The organism is Spiroplasma endosymbiont of Halictus nicosiae (genome assembly GCF_978018445.1).
Map to the genome: position 1 here is coordinate 2,385,651 of NZ_OZ389573.1, position 19,862 is coordinate 2,405,512.

Annotated in this window: 25 protein-coding genes and 2 pseudogenes; 25 read left to right on the plus strand and 2 right to left on the minus strand. The window is 23.4% G+C overall.

The features are described from left to right. The first annotated feature begins 7 nt into the window (after nucleotides 1-7). The 17 genes from pepF to ACZ91P_RS16235 all read left to right on the plus strand — a co-directional run bounded on the left by pepF (nucleotide 8) and on the right by ACZ91P_RS16235 (nucleotide 12,282). Nucleotides 8-1,804 carry an oligoendopeptidase F gene (gene pepF / locus ACZ91P_RS16155; RefSeq protein ID WP_465157316.1) on the plus strand — a complete coding sequence of 599 codons (1,797 nt, stop codon included), beginning with the start codon at nucleotides 8-10 and terminating at the stop codon, nucleotides 1,802-1,804. Between the two features lie 1,047 nt (nucleotides 1,805-2,851). Further along, nucleotides 2,852-3,136, plus strand: a complete 285-nt coding sequence (locus ACZ91P_RS16160) for a hypothetical protein (RefSeq protein WP_465157317.1) — start codon at nucleotides 2,852-2,854, stop codon at nucleotides 3,134-3,136. Further along, nucleotides 3,091-3,543 (plus strand): hypothetical protein, encoded by a 453-nt coding sequence (locus ACZ91P_RS16165; protein ID WP_465157318.1) that lies wholly within the window; start codon nucleotides 3,091-3,093, stop codon nucleotides 3,541-3,543. The genes ACZ91P_RS16160 and ACZ91P_RS16165 overlap by 46 nt, the downstream gene beginning before the upstream one ends. 18 nt (nucleotides 3,544-3,561) lie before the next feature. Further along, nucleotides 3,562-3,798 (plus strand): hypothetical protein, encoded by a 237-nt coding sequence (locus tag ACZ91P_RS16170; protein ID WP_465157319.1) that lies wholly within the window; start codon nucleotides 3,562-3,564, stop codon nucleotides 3,796-3,798. A 3-nt stretch (nucleotides 3,799-3,801) separates the two neighbouring features. Next, nucleotides 3,802-3,960, plus strand: coding sequence for a hypothetical protein (locus tag ACZ91P_RS16175; protein WP_338989005.1), 159 nt, complete (start codon nucleotides 3,802-3,804; stop codon nucleotides 3,958-3,960). Between the two features lie 11 nt (nucleotides 3,961-3,971). Further along, complete coding sequence (locus ACZ91P_RS16180; RefSeq protein ID WP_465157320.1) at nucleotides 3,972-4,430, plus strand: hypothetical protein; 459 nt, start codon at nucleotides 3,972-3,974, stop codon at nucleotides 4,428-4,430. A 17-nt stretch (nucleotides 4,431-4,447) separates the two neighbouring features. Continuing rightward, nucleotides 4,448-5,263 (plus strand): hypothetical protein, encoded by an 816-nt coding sequence (locus ACZ91P_RS16185; RefSeq protein WP_465157321.1) that lies wholly within the window; start codon nucleotides 4,448-4,450, stop codon nucleotides 5,261-5,263. A gap of 17 nt (nucleotides 5,264-5,280) precedes the next feature. Continuing rightward, on the plus strand, nucleotides 5,281-5,664 hold the full coding sequence (locus ACZ91P_RS16190; RefSeq protein WP_465157322.1) for a hypothetical protein: 384 nt from the start codon (nucleotides 5,281-5,283) through the stop codon (nucleotides 5,662-5,664). Between the two features lie 317 nt (nucleotides 5,665-5,981). Next, nucleotides 5,982-6,494, plus strand: coding sequence for a hypothetical protein (locus tag ACZ91P_RS16195; protein ID WP_465157323.1), 513 nt, complete (start codon nucleotides 5,982-5,984; stop codon nucleotides 6,492-6,494). Between the two features lie 17 nt (nucleotides 6,495-6,511). After that, the gene (locus ACZ91P_RS16200; RefSeq protein ID WP_465157324.1) at nucleotides 6,512-6,790 is read left to right on the plus strand and encodes a hypothetical protein; all 279 of its coding nucleotides are present in this window, start codon (nucleotides 6,512-6,514) and stop codon (nucleotides 6,788-6,790) included. 26 nt (nucleotides 6,791-6,816) lie between these two features. After that, nucleotides 6,817-7,212 carry a hypothetical protein gene (locus tag ACZ91P_RS16205; RefSeq protein ID WP_465157325.1) on the plus strand — a complete coding sequence of 132 codons (396 nt, stop codon included), beginning with the start codon at nucleotides 6,817-6,819 and terminating at the stop codon, nucleotides 7,210-7,212. A 226-nt stretch (nucleotides 7,213-7,438) separates the two neighbouring features. Beyond that, nucleotides 7,439-8,101 carry a hypothetical protein gene (locus tag ACZ91P_RS16210; RefSeq protein WP_465157326.1) on the plus strand — a complete coding sequence of 221 codons (663 nt, stop codon included), beginning with the start codon at nucleotides 7,439-7,441 and terminating at the stop codon, nucleotides 8,099-8,101. Nucleotides 8,102-8,538: 437 nt separating this feature from the next. After that, a complete protein-coding gene (locus ACZ91P_RS16215; RefSeq protein WP_465157327.1) occupies nucleotides 8,539-8,820 on the plus strand; it encodes a hypothetical protein in 282 nt (93 codons plus the stop codon). Further along, nucleotides 8,821-10,074 (plus strand): hypothetical protein, encoded by a 1,254-nt coding sequence (locus tag ACZ91P_RS16220; RefSeq protein WP_465157328.1) that lies wholly within the window; start codon nucleotides 8,821-8,823, stop codon nucleotides 10,072-10,074. It abuts the gene before it with no gap. Then, nucleotides 10,074-10,286, plus strand: coding sequence for a hypothetical protein (locus tag ACZ91P_RS16225; protein WP_465157329.1), 213 nt, complete (start codon nucleotides 10,074-10,076; stop codon nucleotides 10,284-10,286). Before ACZ91P_RS16220 ends, ACZ91P_RS16225 begins: the two co-directional genes overlap by 1 nt. 143 nt (nucleotides 10,287-10,429) lie before the next feature. After that, nucleotides 10,430-11,614, plus strand: a complete 1,185-nt coding sequence (locus ACZ91P_RS16230; RefSeq protein WP_465157330.1) for a hypothetical protein — start codon at nucleotides 10,430-10,432, stop codon at nucleotides 11,612-11,614. Nucleotides 11,615-12,075: 461 nt separating this feature from the next. Then, nucleotides 12,076-12,282 (plus strand): hypothetical protein, encoded by a 207-nt coding sequence (locus tag ACZ91P_RS16235; protein ID WP_465157301.1) that lies wholly within the window; start codon nucleotides 12,076-12,078, stop codon nucleotides 12,280-12,282. Nucleotides 12,283-12,480: 198 nt separating this feature from the next. On the opposite strand, the gene ACZ91P_RS16240 is transcribed toward ACZ91P_RS16235, so the two are convergent. Beyond that, entirely contained in the window at nucleotides 12,481-12,621 is a 141-nt protein-coding gene (locus tag ACZ91P_RS16240; protein ID WP_465157331.1) for a hypothetical protein, read from the minus strand. A gap of 319 nt (nucleotides 12,622-12,940) precedes the next feature. Here ACZ91P_RS16240 and ACZ91P_RS16245 point away from each other — a divergent pair, with 319 nt between their 5' ends. The 3 genes from ACZ91P_RS16245 to ACZ91P_RS16255 all read left to right on the plus strand — a co-directional run bounded on the left by ACZ91P_RS16245 (nucleotide 12,941) and on the right by ACZ91P_RS16255 (nucleotide 14,899). Beyond that, on the plus strand, nucleotides 12,941-13,246 hold the full coding sequence (locus ACZ91P_RS16245) for a hypothetical protein (RefSeq protein WP_465157332.1): 306 nt from the start codon (nucleotides 12,941-12,943) through the stop codon (nucleotides 13,244-13,246). 17 nt (nucleotides 13,247-13,263) lie between these two features. Further along, the gene (locus tag ACZ91P_RS16250; protein WP_465157333.1) at nucleotides 13,264-13,752 is read left to right on the plus strand and encodes a DUF2278 family protein; all 489 of its coding nucleotides are present in this window, start codon (nucleotides 13,264-13,266) and stop codon (nucleotides 13,750-13,752) included. A gap of 844 nt (nucleotides 13,753-14,596) precedes the next feature. After that, nucleotides 14,597-14,899, plus strand: a complete 303-nt coding sequence (locus ACZ91P_RS16255) for a hypothetical protein (RefSeq protein WP_465157334.1) — start codon at nucleotides 14,597-14,599, stop codon at nucleotides 14,897-14,899. Between the two features lie 10 nt (nucleotides 14,900-14,909). Here the strand turns inward: ACZ91P_RS16255 and ACZ91P_RS16260 are convergent. After that, a pseudogene (locus ACZ91P_RS16260) lies at nucleotides 14,910-15,460 on the minus strand (cob(I)yrinic acid a,c-diamide adenosyltransferase). A 224-nt stretch (nucleotides 15,461-15,684) separates the two neighbouring features. On the opposite strand from ACZ91P_RS16260, the gene ACZ91P_RS16265 reads away from it, so the two are divergent. From ACZ91P_RS16265 to ACZ91P_RS16285, 5 genes and pseudogenes are all read left to right on the plus strand, one after another. Further along, on the plus strand, nucleotides 15,685-17,325 hold the full coding sequence (locus tag ACZ91P_RS16265) for a lipoprotein (RefSeq protein WP_465157335.1): 1,641 nt from the start codon (nucleotides 15,685-15,687) through the stop codon (nucleotides 17,323-17,325). 534 nt (nucleotides 17,326-17,859) lie between these two features. Next, entirely contained in the window at nucleotides 17,860-18,039 is a 180-nt protein-coding gene (locus ACZ91P_RS16270) for a hypothetical protein (protein ID WP_465157336.1), read from the plus strand. Nucleotides 18,040-18,087: 48 nt separating this feature from the next. After that, nucleotides 18,088-18,258, plus strand: coding sequence for a hypothetical protein (locus ACZ91P_RS16275; RefSeq protein ID WP_465157337.1), 171 nt, complete (start codon nucleotides 18,088-18,090; stop codon nucleotides 18,256-18,258). Nucleotides 18,259-18,477: 219 nt separating this feature from the next. After that, nucleotides 18,478-19,263 carry a DNA adenine methylase gene (locus ACZ91P_RS16280; RefSeq protein ID WP_465157338.1) on the plus strand — a complete coding sequence of 262 codons (786 nt, stop codon included), beginning with the start codon at nucleotides 18,478-18,480 and terminating at the stop codon, nucleotides 19,261-19,263. 157 nt (nucleotides 19,264-19,420) lie between these two features. Then, a pseudogene (locus ACZ91P_RS16285) lies at nucleotides 19,421-19,856 on the plus strand (DUF3627 domain-containing protein). Nucleotides 19,857-19,862: the final 6 nt, after the last annotated feature.

Here is a 19,862-nt window from a genome sequence, read left to right on the forward strand (position 1 = left end):
GAAAAGAATGAAACGAAATGAAGCACCAGCACAATATAAATGAGATTTCAATCATTTATATTCCAATCATGAAGCATGGAAAAAAGATTTAGCAAAAATTGTAAAAAAATTAGAAGAAATTATCACCTTTAAAGGAAAATTAAATCAAATGGCTGTTTTTAAAAAATATATTTTTTTAGATGAAGAAATTGATTTAATTGCAAATAAAATGGGACAATATTTACATATGGGTGATATTAATACAACTGATTTATCATATCAAGAATTAGCAGGAACTTATTCAAATACTTTAAATCAAATTTCAAGTCAATTAGCTTTTGTTGCTCCCGAATTAAAAGCAATTGGTGAAAAAACAATTATGACATGAATTAAAGAAGATTCTGCATTAAGTGCATATCAATATAGTTATCGTAAGTTTTTTAAAAATGCAAAATATATTTTATCAGAACGTGATGAAGAAATTTTAGCTTTAATAACACGGTCACGAAGTGTAGCTTATGAATTGTATGATTTATTAGCATATGCTGATAAAAAGCCAACTTTTATTGATTATCAAGGAACAAAAACAGAATTAACAAATACTGTATATAGTGAAATTATGGAGAAATCTGATCCATTAGGTGAACAAGAATTTCGAATTAAAACAGCACAATTGTTTTCTGAACATTTAGTTGATAAAAAACATTCTTTTGCACGAATTTATGAGGGAATCATTCAACATAGTGTTGAATCTGTTCGCTTACGTGGTTATAAAAATACTTTACAAGCATCATTAAATAATGATGATGTATCTGAAGAAATTTATGCAAGTTTAATTAAATATGGTCGTGAAAATAGTCATTTATTTGTTCAATATAATGAGTTATTAAAAAAACATTTTAAATTTAAAAAGTTTTATCTAACTGATCGTAGTTTGAAGTTAGTTAAAAACATTGCATCATTAGATAAGAAATATACTGTTGAAGATGCAAAAAAAATGATACGTGAATCCCTACAACCATTAGGAAATGAATATTTAACCCAATTAGAGTTAGTTTGAAGTGATCATCGCATTGATTACTTTGAAGATACTAATAAACGTAGTGGTGCTTATTCATCTGGTGGTTCAGGAATTGAACCAATTATTTTAATGAATTGAGATGATACAATTGGTTCAGTTAATACATTAGCACATGAAGCCGGTCATTCTGTTCACACATTATTAGCAGATTTAAATAATAAATATCCATTAAATAGTTATCCAATTATTTTAGCAGAAGTTGCTTCAACAGTTAATGAGCACTTATTATTTGATTGTTTATATAAATATGCTGAAAGTAAAGAAGAAAAAATTTATTTATTACAAAATCGAATTGATGAAATTATCGCAACTTTCTTTCGTCAAATTCATTTTGCTGATTTTGAATGATCTGCGCATAAAATGGTTGAAAATAATGAGCCATTAGATGCTGATAAATTAGCAAATCTTTTTGATCAAAAAGCTAATGAATTTGGTTATACTGTTTTTGATAAACATGAGTTACAACAAAAGACATATAGTTGACCACGAATTTTACATTTCTTTCATTCACCATATTATGTTTATAAATATGCAACTTGTATTGTTGCTTCATTTAAACTTTATAATGATGTCATTAATGGCCATCCAGAATATTTACTAAATTTTTTAAAACAAGGTGGTCGTAAAGAACCATTAGCAATTTTAAAAGATATCGGAATTGATTATACTGATGCTAATGTTTATAATGGCTTAATTACAAAATTAACAGAAATGATTAATAATCTTACTCAGTTATTAAAATAACGTTATATTAATTATATTATATAAAAAAATTTATTATATTAAAAATAAAAATAAAAAATATTTTGTCAAATTATTTTTTAAAATATTTGTTTAAATTACAAATAATTTGATAAAAATTAATTTTATTTTTTTGTAAATTGTAAATGCAAATATAACACTTTATTGAAAAAAATAAAGTGCTTTTTATTTTGTAAAAAATATTTATATTTATTGGATTAATCGTTAGATAGTATCTTTTACACTTAATAAAATATGTTTTTTCAGAAAAATCCATTCTTTCTTTTCTTAAAAAATTTTGAATAATTGTTTTATTTAGTTGTTAGTTAATTATTAAATATAATTACTAAAAATATATTTAGTAAACAAAGAATTAAAAAAGATAATGAGATAAAAAAATAAAGATACTATCTAACGATTAATCCAAAATTCAATCTTTAAAACTTAATATTTTTTGATGCTTAAAGATGGATAACTCATCTATGGCACGAAGCCTTAAAGAAAGTGTGAAAGCGATTGGATTTACTACTCCTATTTATTTCTTTAATTCTCGGCAAGATTAATCACTTGCGAAATGTTAGAGCATGTGTTTTTTGGCTCGTTTTCATAAAAAGAGTGTTGTTAAACTGAAAAAAACAATATCGGACACTAAAAAAACAAGAGGGTTGGAACTCCAAAAGGTTATTTTCTTTATATAAAGTTGTGTAGGGATGGATCAAGCGTAATTAATAACTGGGTAAACTGTTTTTTGTTTATTTCCGTATGGGGGTAAACTCTATCAAAATATCCTATCCCCCCCCGCTCCACTTTGAAGGTGAGCGGGCGGCGAAGTAATTAAATATTAAAATAAATTATTTACTAAATATCAAAATATTAACCAATAAAGGAATATTATGTTTTTACAGAAAGGAAAATATTTGATGAAAAAATGAAATAAAAAAATTAAAAATAAATTACAAGAATTAATGATACAAGCTTATTTGGTAACAGTAAATGATATTAATGATGAAATTTGAGAAACAAATAAAAAGAATTAAGGAGTATAGATAAATGACAGAATATAAAAGTAAATATATTAATAAAACTTGAAATGAAATAACAACATCATTTGATTGAGTTAATTGTCAACCTATTAATTGTCGTATTTCACATCATAAAAAGCATTATGATTTGCAATGTTTAGAATGAGCCAAAATGTACTTAAATTTATTTAAAGACAAGTGAGATGTTATTGTTTCATATATGCAATATTATAAAATTAACGATATTTTAGATTTAGCATACTATGGATGAAAAATATTACAAATTGACAAAAAAATAAAACAAATAAATTAAAATATATTATTGCAATTGACCCTGCTGGAATTGGACAAACTGGTATTATTATTTATAATGTTTTGCAAAAGAAAATAATTAATAATATTACTTTTAATTCCAAAAATGAAGAAGAAGCAATAAATAATATGTATTTAATATTAAATGAGTTTAAAAATAAAATTTGTTCTTATTTAAATAAAGTTATTGTAATAATTGAAGATTATCAACTTCATAAGGGTTTAAAAATAAAAAATCCATTATCTACTCCTAAATTTATTGGTGCTTTAAAATTTTTATGCAAATATCTATTTAATTTAAAATATATTTTACAATCACCAGTCATTAAGAAAAATTATATTTATAAAGGAAATATTAAAATGTCAGAGCACGAACACGATGCTTGAAAACATTTACAGTATTTTTAGCAAAAGGAGTTGATAAAAATGGCACAAACAAAAAGTAATTTACCTAAAAAATCAATAACTAATAAACCTAAAATAAAAAATAAAAAAGTTAATAAGTTAGAATTAACTGTTAGATTACATGAAAATCCGATTAAAACTAAGATTAAGGCACTGGTTGCTGGTGGTGTTGAAGTTGATGCTTGTTCGGCTAAATGTCAGTGAGAAAGATTAAATTACTCAACATTATCAATATATAACCCATCTATTTTAACTTAGTTTTTGAAATTAAAAAAAGATGATGAGATAAAAATTAAAGGCTCAGTATTTAATCAGTTAAATATAAAAACTAAACGCTATTTTTTGTCTTTTAGAGTAGACAGTTTTGAAATTATACAAAAAGCGATTAGAAAAAGAACAAATACAAATATTAAAAAATAGGAGGAAAAACAATGGCATTAAAAAATGTAAAATATGTTCTTATTAATGAAAATAGTGAACCTATCAAAAATGAAGATGGTAGTTTAGATATTAAAACTGCTGAAATTATTTTAGAAAATACTGCTGAAGTTGAAGAATTTAATGCAATTAATTTAGAAAATAGTAATCAGCAAATCAACGAACTACAAACAAAAAATACTGAATTAACTTCACAAATTGAACAAGAAACAATTCAATTAAAGCAAATTGAAGTAATTGACTTTATTAATTCTTTAACTGATAATAAAGAATTTAAAAATGTTTTATTAAAATCTTATGATATTACTGATGATATTGAAATCATTAAAACACAATTGCAAAGTGTTTATGATGAATTAATTAAGGTACAAACAGTTAATACTGGTGGCGTACCAAAAGTAGAAAACAAAGAAAACAATATTTTAGATACAGACAATGTATTTAATAAATAGAAAGAAGGAAGTAAATTATGGCACAAAACCCACAAAGAATTTTCGGAGATATTGCTAATCAAGCAACAAAACGAGATCGAGAAACATTTGAACAATGATATTTACAAACTTATCAACAAAAATTTAGTTGAGAAGCATTATTTGCATGAAAAGATGCAAGTAAATTTAATTTAGCATATAAAAGAAAGAAAAATATTAAATATAATGAAGGTTCTGGTAAAGATGGGAAAGTATTTAATACTGATGATAAATTATTAAATTATTCAGAAGTAGAATTTGATGATGGAATTGTTGAATTAGATACAATTTTAACTTTTGCTCGTAAATTAGACCCTGTAGAAAGTGATTTTAACCCTAATCTTTGGACTGATGATATTGAACAAGCAATGGATACTGAGGTTGCTTATAAACGTAATAAAATTTTAGAAATTATTAATAAAGGAGTAGTTACAACCATTCAAGGCCAAAAAGCAGATGATACTAATGTTTTACAAATTCACGATGAAATTATGGATAAAATATATGAAAATGGATTTACCCCTTCAGAAACAGTTATCTTGGATTCGGCTGATTTTATTCGTGGAATTCGTAATAAATTACAGTTACAACTTGGAGCAAATGACCAAATAAATAATGTAATTGAAACAAGCGGAGCAATGAAAACTGTTGAAGGAACAACATATTATATGGTTCCTAAAAATTACCAATTATTAATAAATATGGTTCAGAAGGAACAATTACTCTATTACCAGATGGTGTTAATGCAATTGCCTTTAAATTTAGTAAAAAATATGATTCTCTTATCTTACACAAAAAAGACCATACTCCATTAAGAGTTGGTGCAGCTGCATTGGGTACTGGAATGGGTAATACTTTGATTATGGAAAGAGTTTTATATTTAGGTGGGGCAGTAGTTGAACCTAAGGGAATTATTAAACATATTGTTGCAAAAATTAATATTAATAAAATAGATAAACCAAATATTCATGTTACAGACCCAACAAAAGCAACAGCCGAACAGTTAAAACCACAATTTAAAGATGTTGTTTTAAAAGCAGTAAAAGCAGTAAATAGTTCTTTAACTGAAAGTGATTTTGATTACTTTATTGAAAGTAAAGGTGAAGACTGACCAATTAATATTACAAATGATAAAACTGTTGAAGTTCAAATTGAAGGAAAAAACAACGCTACTGGTCAAACAAATCCGGTTGATGTTAAAATTAAAAATTCTTAATAGTACTAAAAAATAGTATTTTTTCGTTTAATATATATGCCAATTGGAACAAAAAAAACAGCCCTTATTTATGCTGTTAAAAAAATCCAACTAGATTTTCAATCCAACAACAAGAAAAAAATTTTGGTTTACAGTTATTAGAATTTTTAGGAATTCAAGTTTTAGCTCTTGGTTTATCAGTTTTAACTGGTGGTATTGCTTCGGCTGTTGGTCTTGGTGCGGGATTATCTAATTTTGCCGCAGCATTTATCTCATTTGGAGTAGAAACAGCAACCGATTTTGCCGTAAATCAAATATACGATAAATTAACATCAGAAGTGACAGTAAAAAGTACTGCCTTAAATTTGCTACCAGCAATTGGTGGTATTGGAAAATTAACGCGTGCTGCTCGAACAACTAAAATTTTAAAATTAGCGAAAGAAACTAAACTACTTGAAAAATTAAGTGTAATAACTGCTAATAATTTAGAAGATGTTGCAAGACAAGTTAGAGGTAAAAAGATTTTATCTGATAAATTAATATTTGATTTTACAAAACAAGCTAATAATGAAACTTTATTATATACAATTGGAAAATTAGCCCGAAATGATTTTTATAAGGGTTTTAAAGTTTCTAAATTAGAAACAATTAATAATTTATTAAAAATTGAAAAAAATATTCAAAAAATAAGTCCTACATTAGTTCAAAAAATACCACGCATAAATGAAATAAATGCTAATAAATGATTGTCTGAATATGGATTAAATATTGATAAAATAAGCAAAATTAATACTAATGAGTGATATAATATAATGAGTAATCTTCATAAAAAGGTGTTGGCAAAAACCTAATATTAAATGCTAATTTAATGCGGGGCAGTAAAATATATAATAATAAATTATTAAATATTTTTCATCAAACACCAATTAAATTAAATAAAATTTTAAATCATTTAAACTCAAATTTTTATATTCAAAAAGTAACTAAAAAATTATTAGCCCCAATTGAAAAACAAATAATTACTATTAAACAAAAAGTAATTAGTAAAATTACTGATAAAACTAAAAAAATATTATCTAAATTTGAAACTAAGGCTATTAAAAAAGGTCAATTATTACCTTTTGCTTATGGTTCTGATGTTTTTTAGCAGTTAAAATTGTTCCTTTATCAGTTGTGTGTGAAGTTGCTTTAACAATATATTATAAAAATCCTAAATATGTCCCTATTGTCGTTATGACAACTTTAATCAAAGCAGAACAGTTTGTTTTGGCTCCTGAACCGTTTAAATTCTACATGAAGAGTGAGTGGTTTATTGGTTGGGGATTTAAAAAAACAAGTTTGTTTAATTTAGTTTCTTTTGCCCCACTTGTTTATCAGCGAGTAGTAAAAGATAGTTTTAAAATATATCGGACAATTGCTAAGATATTAAAAATGCAAGAACAATTTAAAAATAACTTTAATAAATATAAATTGTTAAATACGCTAGAAGATAGTGCGGTTACTAGTTTGTTAGGTAATGGACTAGTATATTTCAAGCATATAAACAACTCAAAACAAAACAAGATTTAAACAAAACAATTAAAACAAAAACATTACTAAATAGTAAAAAATTTATATTAAAGAAAATATATTTTAAAAAAAGTAAATGATAAGGAGATGATTAAATGTTAAATGAATTATGACAAAATGTTACTTTGGAAAATTATAATAATTTTATTCCAATTTAAACTATCCATTTTCAAAACTAAAGTTTGAAACATTTAAAGATCAATTATTAAAGAAAATTTGTATTAATATGGTGTTTATTACGATTGAGCATTGAACATTTGACCGCATTCCAATTGAATTTTTTACTTTGGCAAATATGAGTGTTGGTGATATTAATTATTCATCGCAAAATGACCCTATGATTACTTGACAAGGTCTATTGCCTGCCTATGCAAAATCATTGGCTAATTTAACAACTTTAAAGAAAATGTTTCGTACTTTTCAAGAAGAAGGTATTGATTTAACAATGATTGATTTAGAAGCATATTATACTCAATTAGAAGTTGATGCTTTAATAGAAAAAGAAAAAACTAAGATTGACAATAAAACTATTGTTAAAAATAACAATAATGAAATAAATGTTCCCTTTGATAATGATACTATTTTTTATGATAAAACTAATAAAGTTTGAAAATCTAATACTGCTAATATTATTAATCCAGATTCTATAATGAAAACATTAAATCATAATGATTTTGTTATTACTGAGGGTGGTAATAATAAAGGTAAAATATCTGTAACAAACGGTTACAATGATGAATTAGCAATTGATGATCCAACTAGTGACGGTGAGTTTGTTAATTATATGAGAACACGACAAATTGGAATTAAATTAATGCCTACTCAAAGTGGTAAAGCGAATGCTTCATTTAATCAAAAAACAGGTGAATTAGAAATTTGAGACCCTTAATTTAAAAATAATGATATAACTGCTAACTTTGAAATTATTAAAAAAAGTACAACATCAGAATTAAAAATAACTGATGACACATTACGAACTACAAAATATATTAATGAACATTATCAAATTAAAAGTAGTGATTGAGAAATTGTAGATATTACTGATTGAACTCCTAATATTAATGAATATCAAATAAAAGATTGAAATAAAAATAAATATAAATATAAAGTATGAGTTAATAATCAATTTTTAAATAGTTTTTATTTATCAACTTATAAAGGATTTACAGGAAATATATCAAGTGGAATAACAACTACTGGTAATGAAAATCAAATTGCACAATTAAGAAATAATGGAAAAATTATAATATATTCAAAAAATGCTGCTGCTAAAATGACTAAATTATATATTGAAAGAAAAAAGTAAATTAGAAAGGAGATGTTATTATGCCAAAAGTAAATATTAAAGATGTAATTATGTTTTTGAAAATCTTTGGAGTTTCATCGTTGTTTTTTATTGCAGGAATTATTATTTGTTTTATAGGAGAAAAAACATTAGGTATTTCTTGACCAGCATATGTTATTGTTTCATCAATGCTTATAGGAGCTGGAATTATAGTTTTAATTATTGAAACAATTAGATTTATCAAAACACATAACAAAAAACAAAAAGAAGATAGTATTGAAGATGTTATTAAAAAAAAGATACAAAATAAAGAGGTGTTATAAATGGGATTATTACCAGCAAAAAAGAAATTAAAAAAAGAATATGATATTGATAGTTATTATCTTAATTTAGCATCAACGATTACTAATCGTAAAAATGTTACTGTTCAAAAACATAATGAGATTTTAGAAAAAAGAATTTGTGAAGATAATGCTAATTTTTTAAATCCACGAGATTTAGAAATTAGAATTTATAATCCACTTACTAATCAACAATTAGATACTAAATTAATTAATAAATTTTTAAAGATGCAAGACTTTACTAATAAAAATTGATATAACGAATATAAAATTAATAAGAATGGTAAGGGTGCATACTTTATTTTTGCTAATAATTCAAAACTTAATTTTATTACTATTGATTTTTACAATGACCAATATGATGAATTAGGTAATTTAGTATCTTGCACTTTTGATTATGACCCTTATATTAAAAATGACCAGAGTATTTTTATTACTGAAAAATTAGAGATTGATGCTGTAACTAAACAAGTTAAAGTTATTAGAAAGTTAAAAACACGATTATATAGTACTATTACCTACTTATATATTGATGATGCTAAATGAAATAACTATACAACTTTACAAAGAGAAGAAATATTACCACTTAATTTTATTCCAATTGAAATTATTCCTAATAACCCTAATTTTGAGTCTTCTGCTCGTTATGATAAACAATTTACTAGTATTTTATATATTATTGCTGAAAAGATAATGTTAGATCCATTGTTAAATAGTGGTAAATTTACTATTAATACTAACGGAGTTACTGGTGTGGTTGACCAAGAAATTAGTAAAATGCTGGCATCATTTATTGAAAATGACTTGTTATTAGTTGAAGGAGACCCTGATAGTAATTTTCAACCAGTAGACTATATTGCTGGTAATTTTAAAGGTGAGCAATTAACTAAAATATATGATTGATTATTAACAAATTACTATAAAATAAATCGACATCATGTTCCCGCCATTGCTAAGGGAGCACAACAAACTCAGGCAGAAGTTGCTGGTGTAAATATTCAAACAAACGCATCATACGAACAAATGATATATATTAGAGAAATTAAATTAACTGAATTTATTATTAAGTTAATTAAATATGATAATGCTATTTTAAACAGTAGAACATTCAATATTAAAAATATTGATGAGTTAATTGTTGATGTTCGCTTACCAGTTAATGCTACTTTAAACAGACAATTAAAAAACAACGAAACTATTATCAATATGCCTAATGAAGAAGGAGAACAAGAATAATGTTAAAACCATCTGAAAAAATGTTAGCACAATTAGCAGAAAATCATGAACCAATTGACTATTCAATTGATAGTATTCCGTTAGATTTTGCTAATCAATCACAATATAGCGACCCTGATTTAGAACAATTATTTAGTGAAGACCGCGCAAGAACCTTATATATTTATAAAATTAATAATCTCTTGTTAAGACAAAGCAAAAACCAATCTTAAACTACTCTCAAAATAGCGTTAAAATAGGTTTTATTGACAAAGATGAATATATTAAAATAACTGGTTATGAAATTAGTGATTTTAATTTTAAATTACAAATTCAACAAAATACCACAGTCCAAGATAATAGCACAAGTTATGTAATGATTGATGAAAAAGATATTTTAATTAATAATATTTCAAAACAAGACAAAGAATTTTTAGAAGCATTAGACTTAAAAATAGTATCTATTAATGAATCAATTAGTGAAGAAAATAAAAATGAATGCTATATTATCGAAGAATATAAACGACCTTATACACCCGATGGTGTTAATATTATTAAATCTATGCATTTAGTTAAAATAACTGATTTTAAGTGAAAAAACCAAAATAGTATTCATTTAGTTTTACAAAAATCATTGCCCGAAGATACAGTATTTACTGTGATTGAAATTAAATACCCTAAATCTATGTTATTTGGAAATATTAAATGCTGAGGCAATGTAAATGGTGTTTATTCTTATCCATCATCAATAGTTAAAAATGCTAATTTAGTACCTTTGTTATCAATGCCAATTGAAACAAACCCTAATTTAAGAATATTTCAGTATTGATTTACTGAAAGTTTTTTACCATGAAGTATAGCCAAAAACTATATTCAAGGAAAAGATATTTTAGATTTAATAAATAAAAATGGTTTAAAAAAAGTTTTATTAAATTATTTAACTTATCGTTATAATTATGATCGAAAATTTCAAGGGGCAAAATACGATGAAAAAGGTAATCCTACTAATAAAGCGGCTGAATTACGCCAAAAATTTGAAGGACAAAAACCCGAAGATGTAATTGATGGTTTATTTGAAAATTGAAAATTAGATAATCCAACCCTTATTAATGATAATGTTGTCAAAATATTTAAACAAATTATCTATATGCTTTCAAATTACACATATAGCAAATACGCAATTAATAAAGGTTATAATGATGATATTAAATTATTTTCTCCGTATTATTTTGAATTAATGTCTAATCCAACAGAACAAAAAGTTGAATATTGGGAATTTAAAGATTGTTTATTGCAATTAAAATCATTATATTTTGATTTTACTGGTGGTCCTACTCCTCCACCACCAAAAAATTATTGAAAAGAAGTTTATCCAAATGACAACCCGCTTAATAATGTTGATAATAAATATTATTTTATTGTGTGGCGTGGAAATAAAAATGATAATTGAGAAATTAATAAGTTTAAAAATAATACTTATTTATCGGATGGACAAAATAAGAATATAGAATTAAAAAATAATTATCAATTATATTTATATAAGGCTCTTTTTTTCCAATAGATTTAGTAATTAATAAAATTAATAATCCAGTTGCTATTACTCAATGAAGAACAGATAAAAATAAAACTTATTTTAAATTTATTTATCGTTGGGATGGAAATATATTAGAACCTAATACGCCAATTATTGACACAAAAACCGGACAAATTATAGATTGAAATTTACAAAATAAAAATAATATCAACAAAAATAGTGAAATTAAAGTAATTCTTAAAAACAATGATATTTCAGAAAACCCCATTTATCAATTATAAACAAATTATTTTAACTGATTATCAATAACAAATGAATTAGAAACAAACAATATCCCCTCACTTATTCCTGCTGAAATTAAATTATCAGATGGAGAATATGGGAAATATTTAACAAATTTAATTATTTCTAATGACAAAATAGAAGACTATTTAAACTATTTTTCTCAATGATATAGATTACTTTATTCAAAAGCAGTTTGAATGAGTATGACTAAAAATTTAGTTGAAGATAACATTAAAATAACTTATGACGAAAAACTATTTATTTTAAATCAAATTGAAATATCAGGTATTTGAAGTTATGGGGATTATGGTATTAAAATCTTTACAGAAAAAGAAGAAATTAATATTAATAATTTACAACTATTTAATAAAAATAATGAAAAACTATCATTAATTACATTAGAAATATAAAAACTCATTTAATTAATTAAATGAGTTTTTATATTTATTTATCTTCAACTTTTATTTCACCAGTTTTAGAATTAACAGCTAAATTAGGAATATTTTTTTCTAAATCTCAACGATAAATAAATTTAAAATAAGTTTTATTTTTATCTGTTCTTCATTGAGTAATAGCAACTGGATTATTAATTTTATTAATTACTAAATCTATTGGAAAAAAAGAGCCTTATATAAATATAATTGATAATTATTTTTTAATTCTATATTCTTATTTTGTCCATCCGATAAATAAGTATTATTTTTAAACTTATTAATTTCTCAATTATCATTTTTATTTCCACGCCACACAACAAAATAATATTTATTATCTGCTGTATAAAATGGTTTTTCTTGTGGTGCTATTCATTCTAAAATACCGTCTTTTGTATTTATATTGTTTTTTTTCTTTTAGTTCATTTAATTGTTTTTCGATATATTGTGGTGTATTACAAGCAACTAATAAATGATAAAATTAATATTTTAAATCAAAAAATAAACATAGAGAATCAAAAAATAAACATAAAAAAATCAAAAAATTACAAAATAATATTTTGCAACTAAAAGCAAAAATTAAAAAACTTGAAAAACATTGGAACAAGCTGACCTTAGAAATATCAAGGAAATTAATTTGTTAGATTTAAAAATTAAAGTTGGTGATATTGAAAAAGTAAAAGAATCAAAAATTAGACCATATTTCCAAGCAGCAATTTTAACAGCAATAAGACAACAATTAAATGCGACAATAATAGAAAATGATTTTTCTTTTAATTTCAATGATTACTTTAATCAGAATCAACGGCGAACAATTAATTTAGCAAAGACGGTTAATAATTATGTTATTAATATTGTAGGATATAATAATGCTAAGAATAGTATTAAGTTAGAAATTTTATTTCCAAAATTACAGATCAAAATGAAGAAAATTATCAAGTAAATATTAATGTTCGGTCAATGATAGCACCTTATGATGTTGAATATTTTATTAAGGAAAATATTAATCATCCAACTGTTGAACACTGTTTTCAACTTATAGATAAAATGCATGTAGATTTAGAAACAGGTATTGATGGTTATTGTATTGATTATTTACGTGGTAATTTTTTTGATTGCAATTATAAAACTATTTTACCATTTGTTAAAGATGATGAATTATCAAAACTTGAAATTATTTTTAACAAAATAGTAACTCCAGCATTAAATAATTCAAAATACAAAATTGGGGTTTGAGGAATGTCCTATGTTAATAATGGAATAAAAGGCATGCATGACATTCATATGAATCAAGGTAATGATACTAAATTTAAATCTGAAAACGGAATTTGACAAGATGGTGCATTTTCAATTTATAATGAGGAAAATAAGATTGTTGAACATATGATTTTTATAATGTTTCAATCTCAGTGTACAAATACTGACAATTCAGGAAATTGTATAAAATAATTTGATATTAATTTAAATATTGTAAAGCATAAATAACATTGGGAAAAAGATAATATTATTTCTTATTATCTTTTTTTATTTTTTATCAATTTATTGCTTTTTAGTCCAAAAATTTTCATAATTATATTTGCTTTTGCATTGTTATGAACATATTTTTTATCCTTATGTTGATTAAATATGTAGTGTCAATAACGATATTTTAGAAAAGTTATATGATTTCTACTGATTGATATATAGTATTTATTTTATTTAACTATGTTTTTTCAAGTTTTAATTTACTGATTATATTCTTATCAAATTAATTGCAAAAGATTTTTATAATTTTACAACTAATTTGATAAAGACTAAATTTGTTTTAATTTTTTCATTTTTTTATAAGATATTAGCGATAGTTTAATTTTTAATTATACTATTAAAATTTTAGGAGAAGTTAAATAATAAAATGAAAAAAATTATTTAGTATTTTAAGTGTAATAACATTGATAGAACGAACCTGTTTGTTAAAATATATCATATCTTGTAATAATTAAAATACTGAAAAAAATAAAGAAAATATTTATTTACAAATATTGAACTAATAAATAAAATTAAAACAACAATTTATGATATTAATAAATTATTATATTTAATAAAAAATGTATATTAAATAATAACAAAAATAAGTTATTAGTAATTTTAAGATTAAAGAGAACATAGGATTTAAAAAAATACTTTAGTTTTAGAATTAAATTTTACTTTATTAATATGTGTACAAATTATTCACTTAATTTAATAATATTTTTTCATTTTAAAATATAAATTTTATTTTATAGAAGGGAAAAAATATGAAAAAAAAATCAAAAAAGTGATGAATACTAAATTTCAATTTAATTTTTCTGGTTGTTTTACTTTTAAGCTTTTTTTATATGTATTATATTGTACTTATGGAAATTCAAAATTAATAGCTGGATTAGTAAATCATCCTATTTTATTAAGCTCAATAATTACTGAAAATGATTTAGGAACAATTAATATAAATGGGTTTCCTGTTCCAACAGAAAATCATATAAAAAATAAATTAAAAACAAAATATCACGATTTAAATATTGATGATATTAACGTAACAAATATTACGCAATGAAATGCAATAATTAATTTATCTTTTTAAAAAAGTTAATTTAATATTCAATTCCTTTACGAGCAGGAACTTTTTGATAAAAATAATGTTTTATTGCTTGAACATGACTAACTAAGTCAACAGCATTAATTAAATTATTAGTAATATGATGGCCAGAAAAATCCATTTCAATATTTGGAGCTTTTTTTGAATAACTTCAATTAATTCTGCTTCAGAAATTAATTCATTATAAATACACCCTAATAATTCATCAACAATAATTAAGTCAACTGTTGGGTCTTGACTTAATTTTTTTAATTCATTAAAACCAATTTGCATTTCTTTTTGTAAAATTACTTTTTCTTGATCATTTATTTCTCAAAAAAATTTTGTACTTGATGAATAATAATTGATTATTTCTAGATTTGGATTAGCTAAATTTTGAAAAAATAACATTTCACCAGAAATCCGGTTTTTTAAAAAACGGAGATATTTAACATTTCATTGATATCCTAGAGCACGAATTGTCATTCCATTTAAAATTGATGTTTTACCTTTTCCGTCCCCATAATAAATATGACAATAACCTTTTTTGCATATTTTCCTCCTTAATGTATAGAGTTATTATACTAAAAATGTTTTAGTTTGTGTTTATGTCTCTTGAATTAATTAAAAAATAATTTTATCAAATTAATTGCAAAATGTTAAAAATGTTTTGCAATTAATTTGATAAATATTAAATCTGTTTTTTATTTTTTTATTTCTTTTATAAGATATTAGCAATAGTTTAATTTTTAATTATGCTATTAAAATTTTAGGAGGAGTTAATTAATAAAATGAAAAAATTATTTAGTATTTTTAGTGTGATGACACTAATCGGTGCAACTAGTTCAAATTTAACAAGTTGCAATAATCAAAATACTGAGGAACTTGAAGAAGATACTTTAGCAACAGATCTTGAAATGATAAATAAGATTAAAACAAGCGCAAGTGATGAAATTAGTAATTATTTTAAATCAAGAATCTATGTTGATAGTAATAAGAAAAATTTAGCAGATCTCTATGAAAAAGTAGACAGTGAGAAAATTTATTATAAATTAGATTTAAATAATTCAAAAGATAAAGCATTAGGTGATTACTTTATGAATGATTTTAATATTATTTTTGAAAAGGTAAATTATAATTTAGGTATTACATATGGAAATTATTTTGAAAATAAAAGTCCTTTAATATTTGAAAAAGATTTAAGTACAGTTGAAGTTAATTTTATTAATGTTGAGGGATTAAAAAATAAATTCCCGATTGAGATTAATACTGAATCTTTTAAAGGAGTGCGAGTTAATTTAAAAGCATTTGTAAGGACTCAATATAAAAAAATCTTTTCAGAATTTGAAATACCAGTAGTTTATAATGTAACAGAGAATCCATCGGTTTTAAAAGAACTCTCAAGTAAAGCCACAAAGTCTTTATTAAAAAAACTTAATACATATTTTCATAATTTAAAAAATGTTGATTTTAGTACAAATGATATTTTTAAAACATTATATGAAGAGGTACAATGAGATTTTTCAGAAAACATTAAAGTTTTAGATGATGCTTTTAAAAAATCATTAAAAGGATTTACTAATAAGGATGAAAAGTTTAAAGATATGGATATAAGTTATAATAATGTCTCTTTGCTTGAAAAAGTAGCAATAGGAGAATTAAATCATAAAAATAAAGGACTTGATAATTTGGCGGATGTAAAAAATGCACAAGAAATAACATTGTCAAATTGGTTTAAAGAGCCTAATGAACCCAAAAGTATTAATAATGTAACAGCAAATGACTTTGTTAATTTCTATAAATCGAATGTTGGCCAAGGTTTAAATATTAATGATAATGATTCATTAACCTTAGGAAATTTTAAAATTCATTTAGGATATTTAAATATTAATGGAATGGGTCTTTCGGGTTATGCAAAAAATATTGAAGATGATAATATAGGTGAAGATGTAATAATGACTTTAAATTTATCACGTGCTGCAATTGACCAAAAATTAAACAATTGAGGAGAAATTATTATTGCTTTTTGAAAATATATTAATACTGGTCCTTTTGCTAGAAAAGAGGGGCTTGAAATTACAGTACCAAAGAATTTATTTAAAACTCTTTCCCAAACAAATAAAACAGAGGGTTTAAAAGGAGTAATTAAGACTTTGGTAACTAACTTTAAACAATCAGCTGAAGCAAAAGATTTAAAAGATCTTAAATTATTTAATTTTATTGCACACCCACGTTTTGCTAAAACAGTGGGACAAAAGATAGATAATAAGGGTGATAGTTCATTTTTAATATGAGATGTTTCAAATTCTGATCCATGAGCAGTTTTATTTACCTTTGGGTTAACTTTTAATAATGGTTTATATTATTGTTTTGCTTCATCTTCAAATAATAAGGTGTCTAAGAATAGTGTTTACTTTAAAATTGGTATTTAAAAGATTATTTATTAAATTGAAATTTGTTAATTAACTTATTTTAAAAATAAATTCACTATTTTTTACTTAATAAATGATGACCAAAAAATACTTTATTATGATAATAACTTTAAATAAAAAGGTGATAAGTTTAAGTTATCAGCTTAAATAAGCACTAAAGAGTTTTAAATTAAAACTCTTTTTTTATTTAGATAGGTAATTTTCTTGCTTTTTTTGGGACCGTTGCAAAGATACGGGTTGTTAGTTAAAAACAAGATATAATCTTGTTTTTTCTTTTATGTATAGAAAATTTAATTTAAGGAGTTGAAATTATGCAAACAAAACATTATTTTATTTTGCGCTCCTTAGTAATTAAGTATGGAAAAGATAATGTTATTAATACTGTTAATAAGATAGTAACTAATAATGTAAAAGAAAATGAATAAATTATCCGCGTAATTTATTAGCGGTAATTTATTCAATATTGTTTATTTTTTAGCGTAGCGAACACGCGGAGCGTGTCGCACAAGCTAAATTTCTAGGAGGAATTAAGTTATGCCAGTATGGTTAACATGAATATTTAGTATTGTTATTATTTTAGGAATTCTTGCTTGAATTGGTTTATCGATTTATAAAAAAATTCGTCAAATTCGAGGTAAGAAAAAGATAAAAAAGAAATTGAAAACAAGGAGGAAAAAGAATAATGTTAGGTATGTATTTAACAACAGCTGTTAATTTTCTAGCTACAGATACTCCTACTATTTCAGGCAGAATGGATTCTATTTGAAGCGGTTTGGGACAAGCAATGATGAAAGAGTTAAAGATGCTGTTTATGCTGTGTTACCACAATTAATGACCTTTTTAGGTGATGCTTGAATTATTTTAATTCCATTTGGAATTTGAGTAATTATTAAAATATTAAACTTTTTCCGTCTCATGGTTAAAGGCTTTTAATATTTATTATAACTGATCCATTCATATATTTTAGCTATGGAACACTAGTTTTTATGTGAGTTGACTAATTATAAATGTATAATTTTATATTTTAATAGCTATTAGTTAAAACTAAGTAGTTATTTTCAGTGTGCCTTAATTTTTAATTTTATATATTTAACAATGTTTATTACAATACATATACATTATTTAAACATTTTATAGTAAAGGAGGATTAGAATGAAATTTATTAGTCCGTTGTCTTGGCCAGGCGGAAAAGCTAAACACTTTGATAAAAGTAAAACATTATTACCGTCTAAATTTGATAAATTTATAGATTTATTTTGTGGCGGTGCTTCCGTAGGATTAAATATTTTAGATCAACAATTATCCAATAAAGTAGTTTTTAATGATTTGAATACTAGTTTAATTGAATTTTGACAATATGGTATTCATTCAATTGAATTGGATTATTTGAAAAAATTAGCATATCCTAATTCAAAAACTATTAACGAATTAAAACAAAAAATGTTTGATGATTATTGTTTAAATTTTGGTGAAGAATTTTTAATTAAGAACGCATTAACGTTTAATGGTGGACAGTGAGAAACTTGAACAGATAAAAGATTACAACAAAATTTTAATTTTAATAAATTATTGAGAATTCAAAATGTTAGAAGACTATTAGTTGATCCTAAAAATAATATTGAGTTCTATAATTTGGACTATAAAAATATTATTAATAAATATTATATGGATAAAAATATTGTTTGATATTTAGATTGACCATATTTTTATAATAAAGGAAGAGTTTATAAACATTCAAAAATGAACTTTTATGAACTAAAAGATAATATTTTAAACATTAAAGGTAAATGAATTTTAAGTATTGATAATTCTGAATTTATTAAAGACTTGTTTAAAGAATTTAATATTAATGAATTTAAATGAGTTTATAGTTCTACTAATTGCTATAATAAAAAGCCAAAACTTGGCCAAGAATTAATTATTACAAATTTTAAGTAGTTTGATTAATTATTAAACGTAAATGTCAAATTTGTCATTCTATTTTGAATAAAAAATTTGTTGGTAGTTTGTTTTGAGTAATGTATCATAAACCAAGTTATAAAAGTGGTTTTAATACAGCATTGTGTAAATATAATATGGAAAGTAAGATGTTTTTATGAGTTTTTATAAAAAGAATATTAACGTACAAAATTATTTTATTCGAACAGAATTTATAGTTTTTCAAACTGACAAAGCTTCGTTTATAAATTTACCTAACCACAATAAACATATTGGTTTTTGATTAAATAATAAGTTTATTTATTTTAGTAAAAAACATTCTGATCAAGTAGCTATTGGTTTGATTTATGATAATTCTTATCCTATTGTGAAATATGATGAAAATTTAAAACGACATGTTTGGAAATATTTAACTGGAACACAAATAATTAATTTGTATAATCAATATAAACAAAATTATTTTGTACAAATGAAAAAAGCATTATTCCCTAATGAACCTCAAAAAAGTAAAAACAAATAACAATAATAATTTAACAAATTGAACTGTTGAAAAAGACCAAGAATTAATTAATGATTTGAAAGATTTAAATTAAATGAGT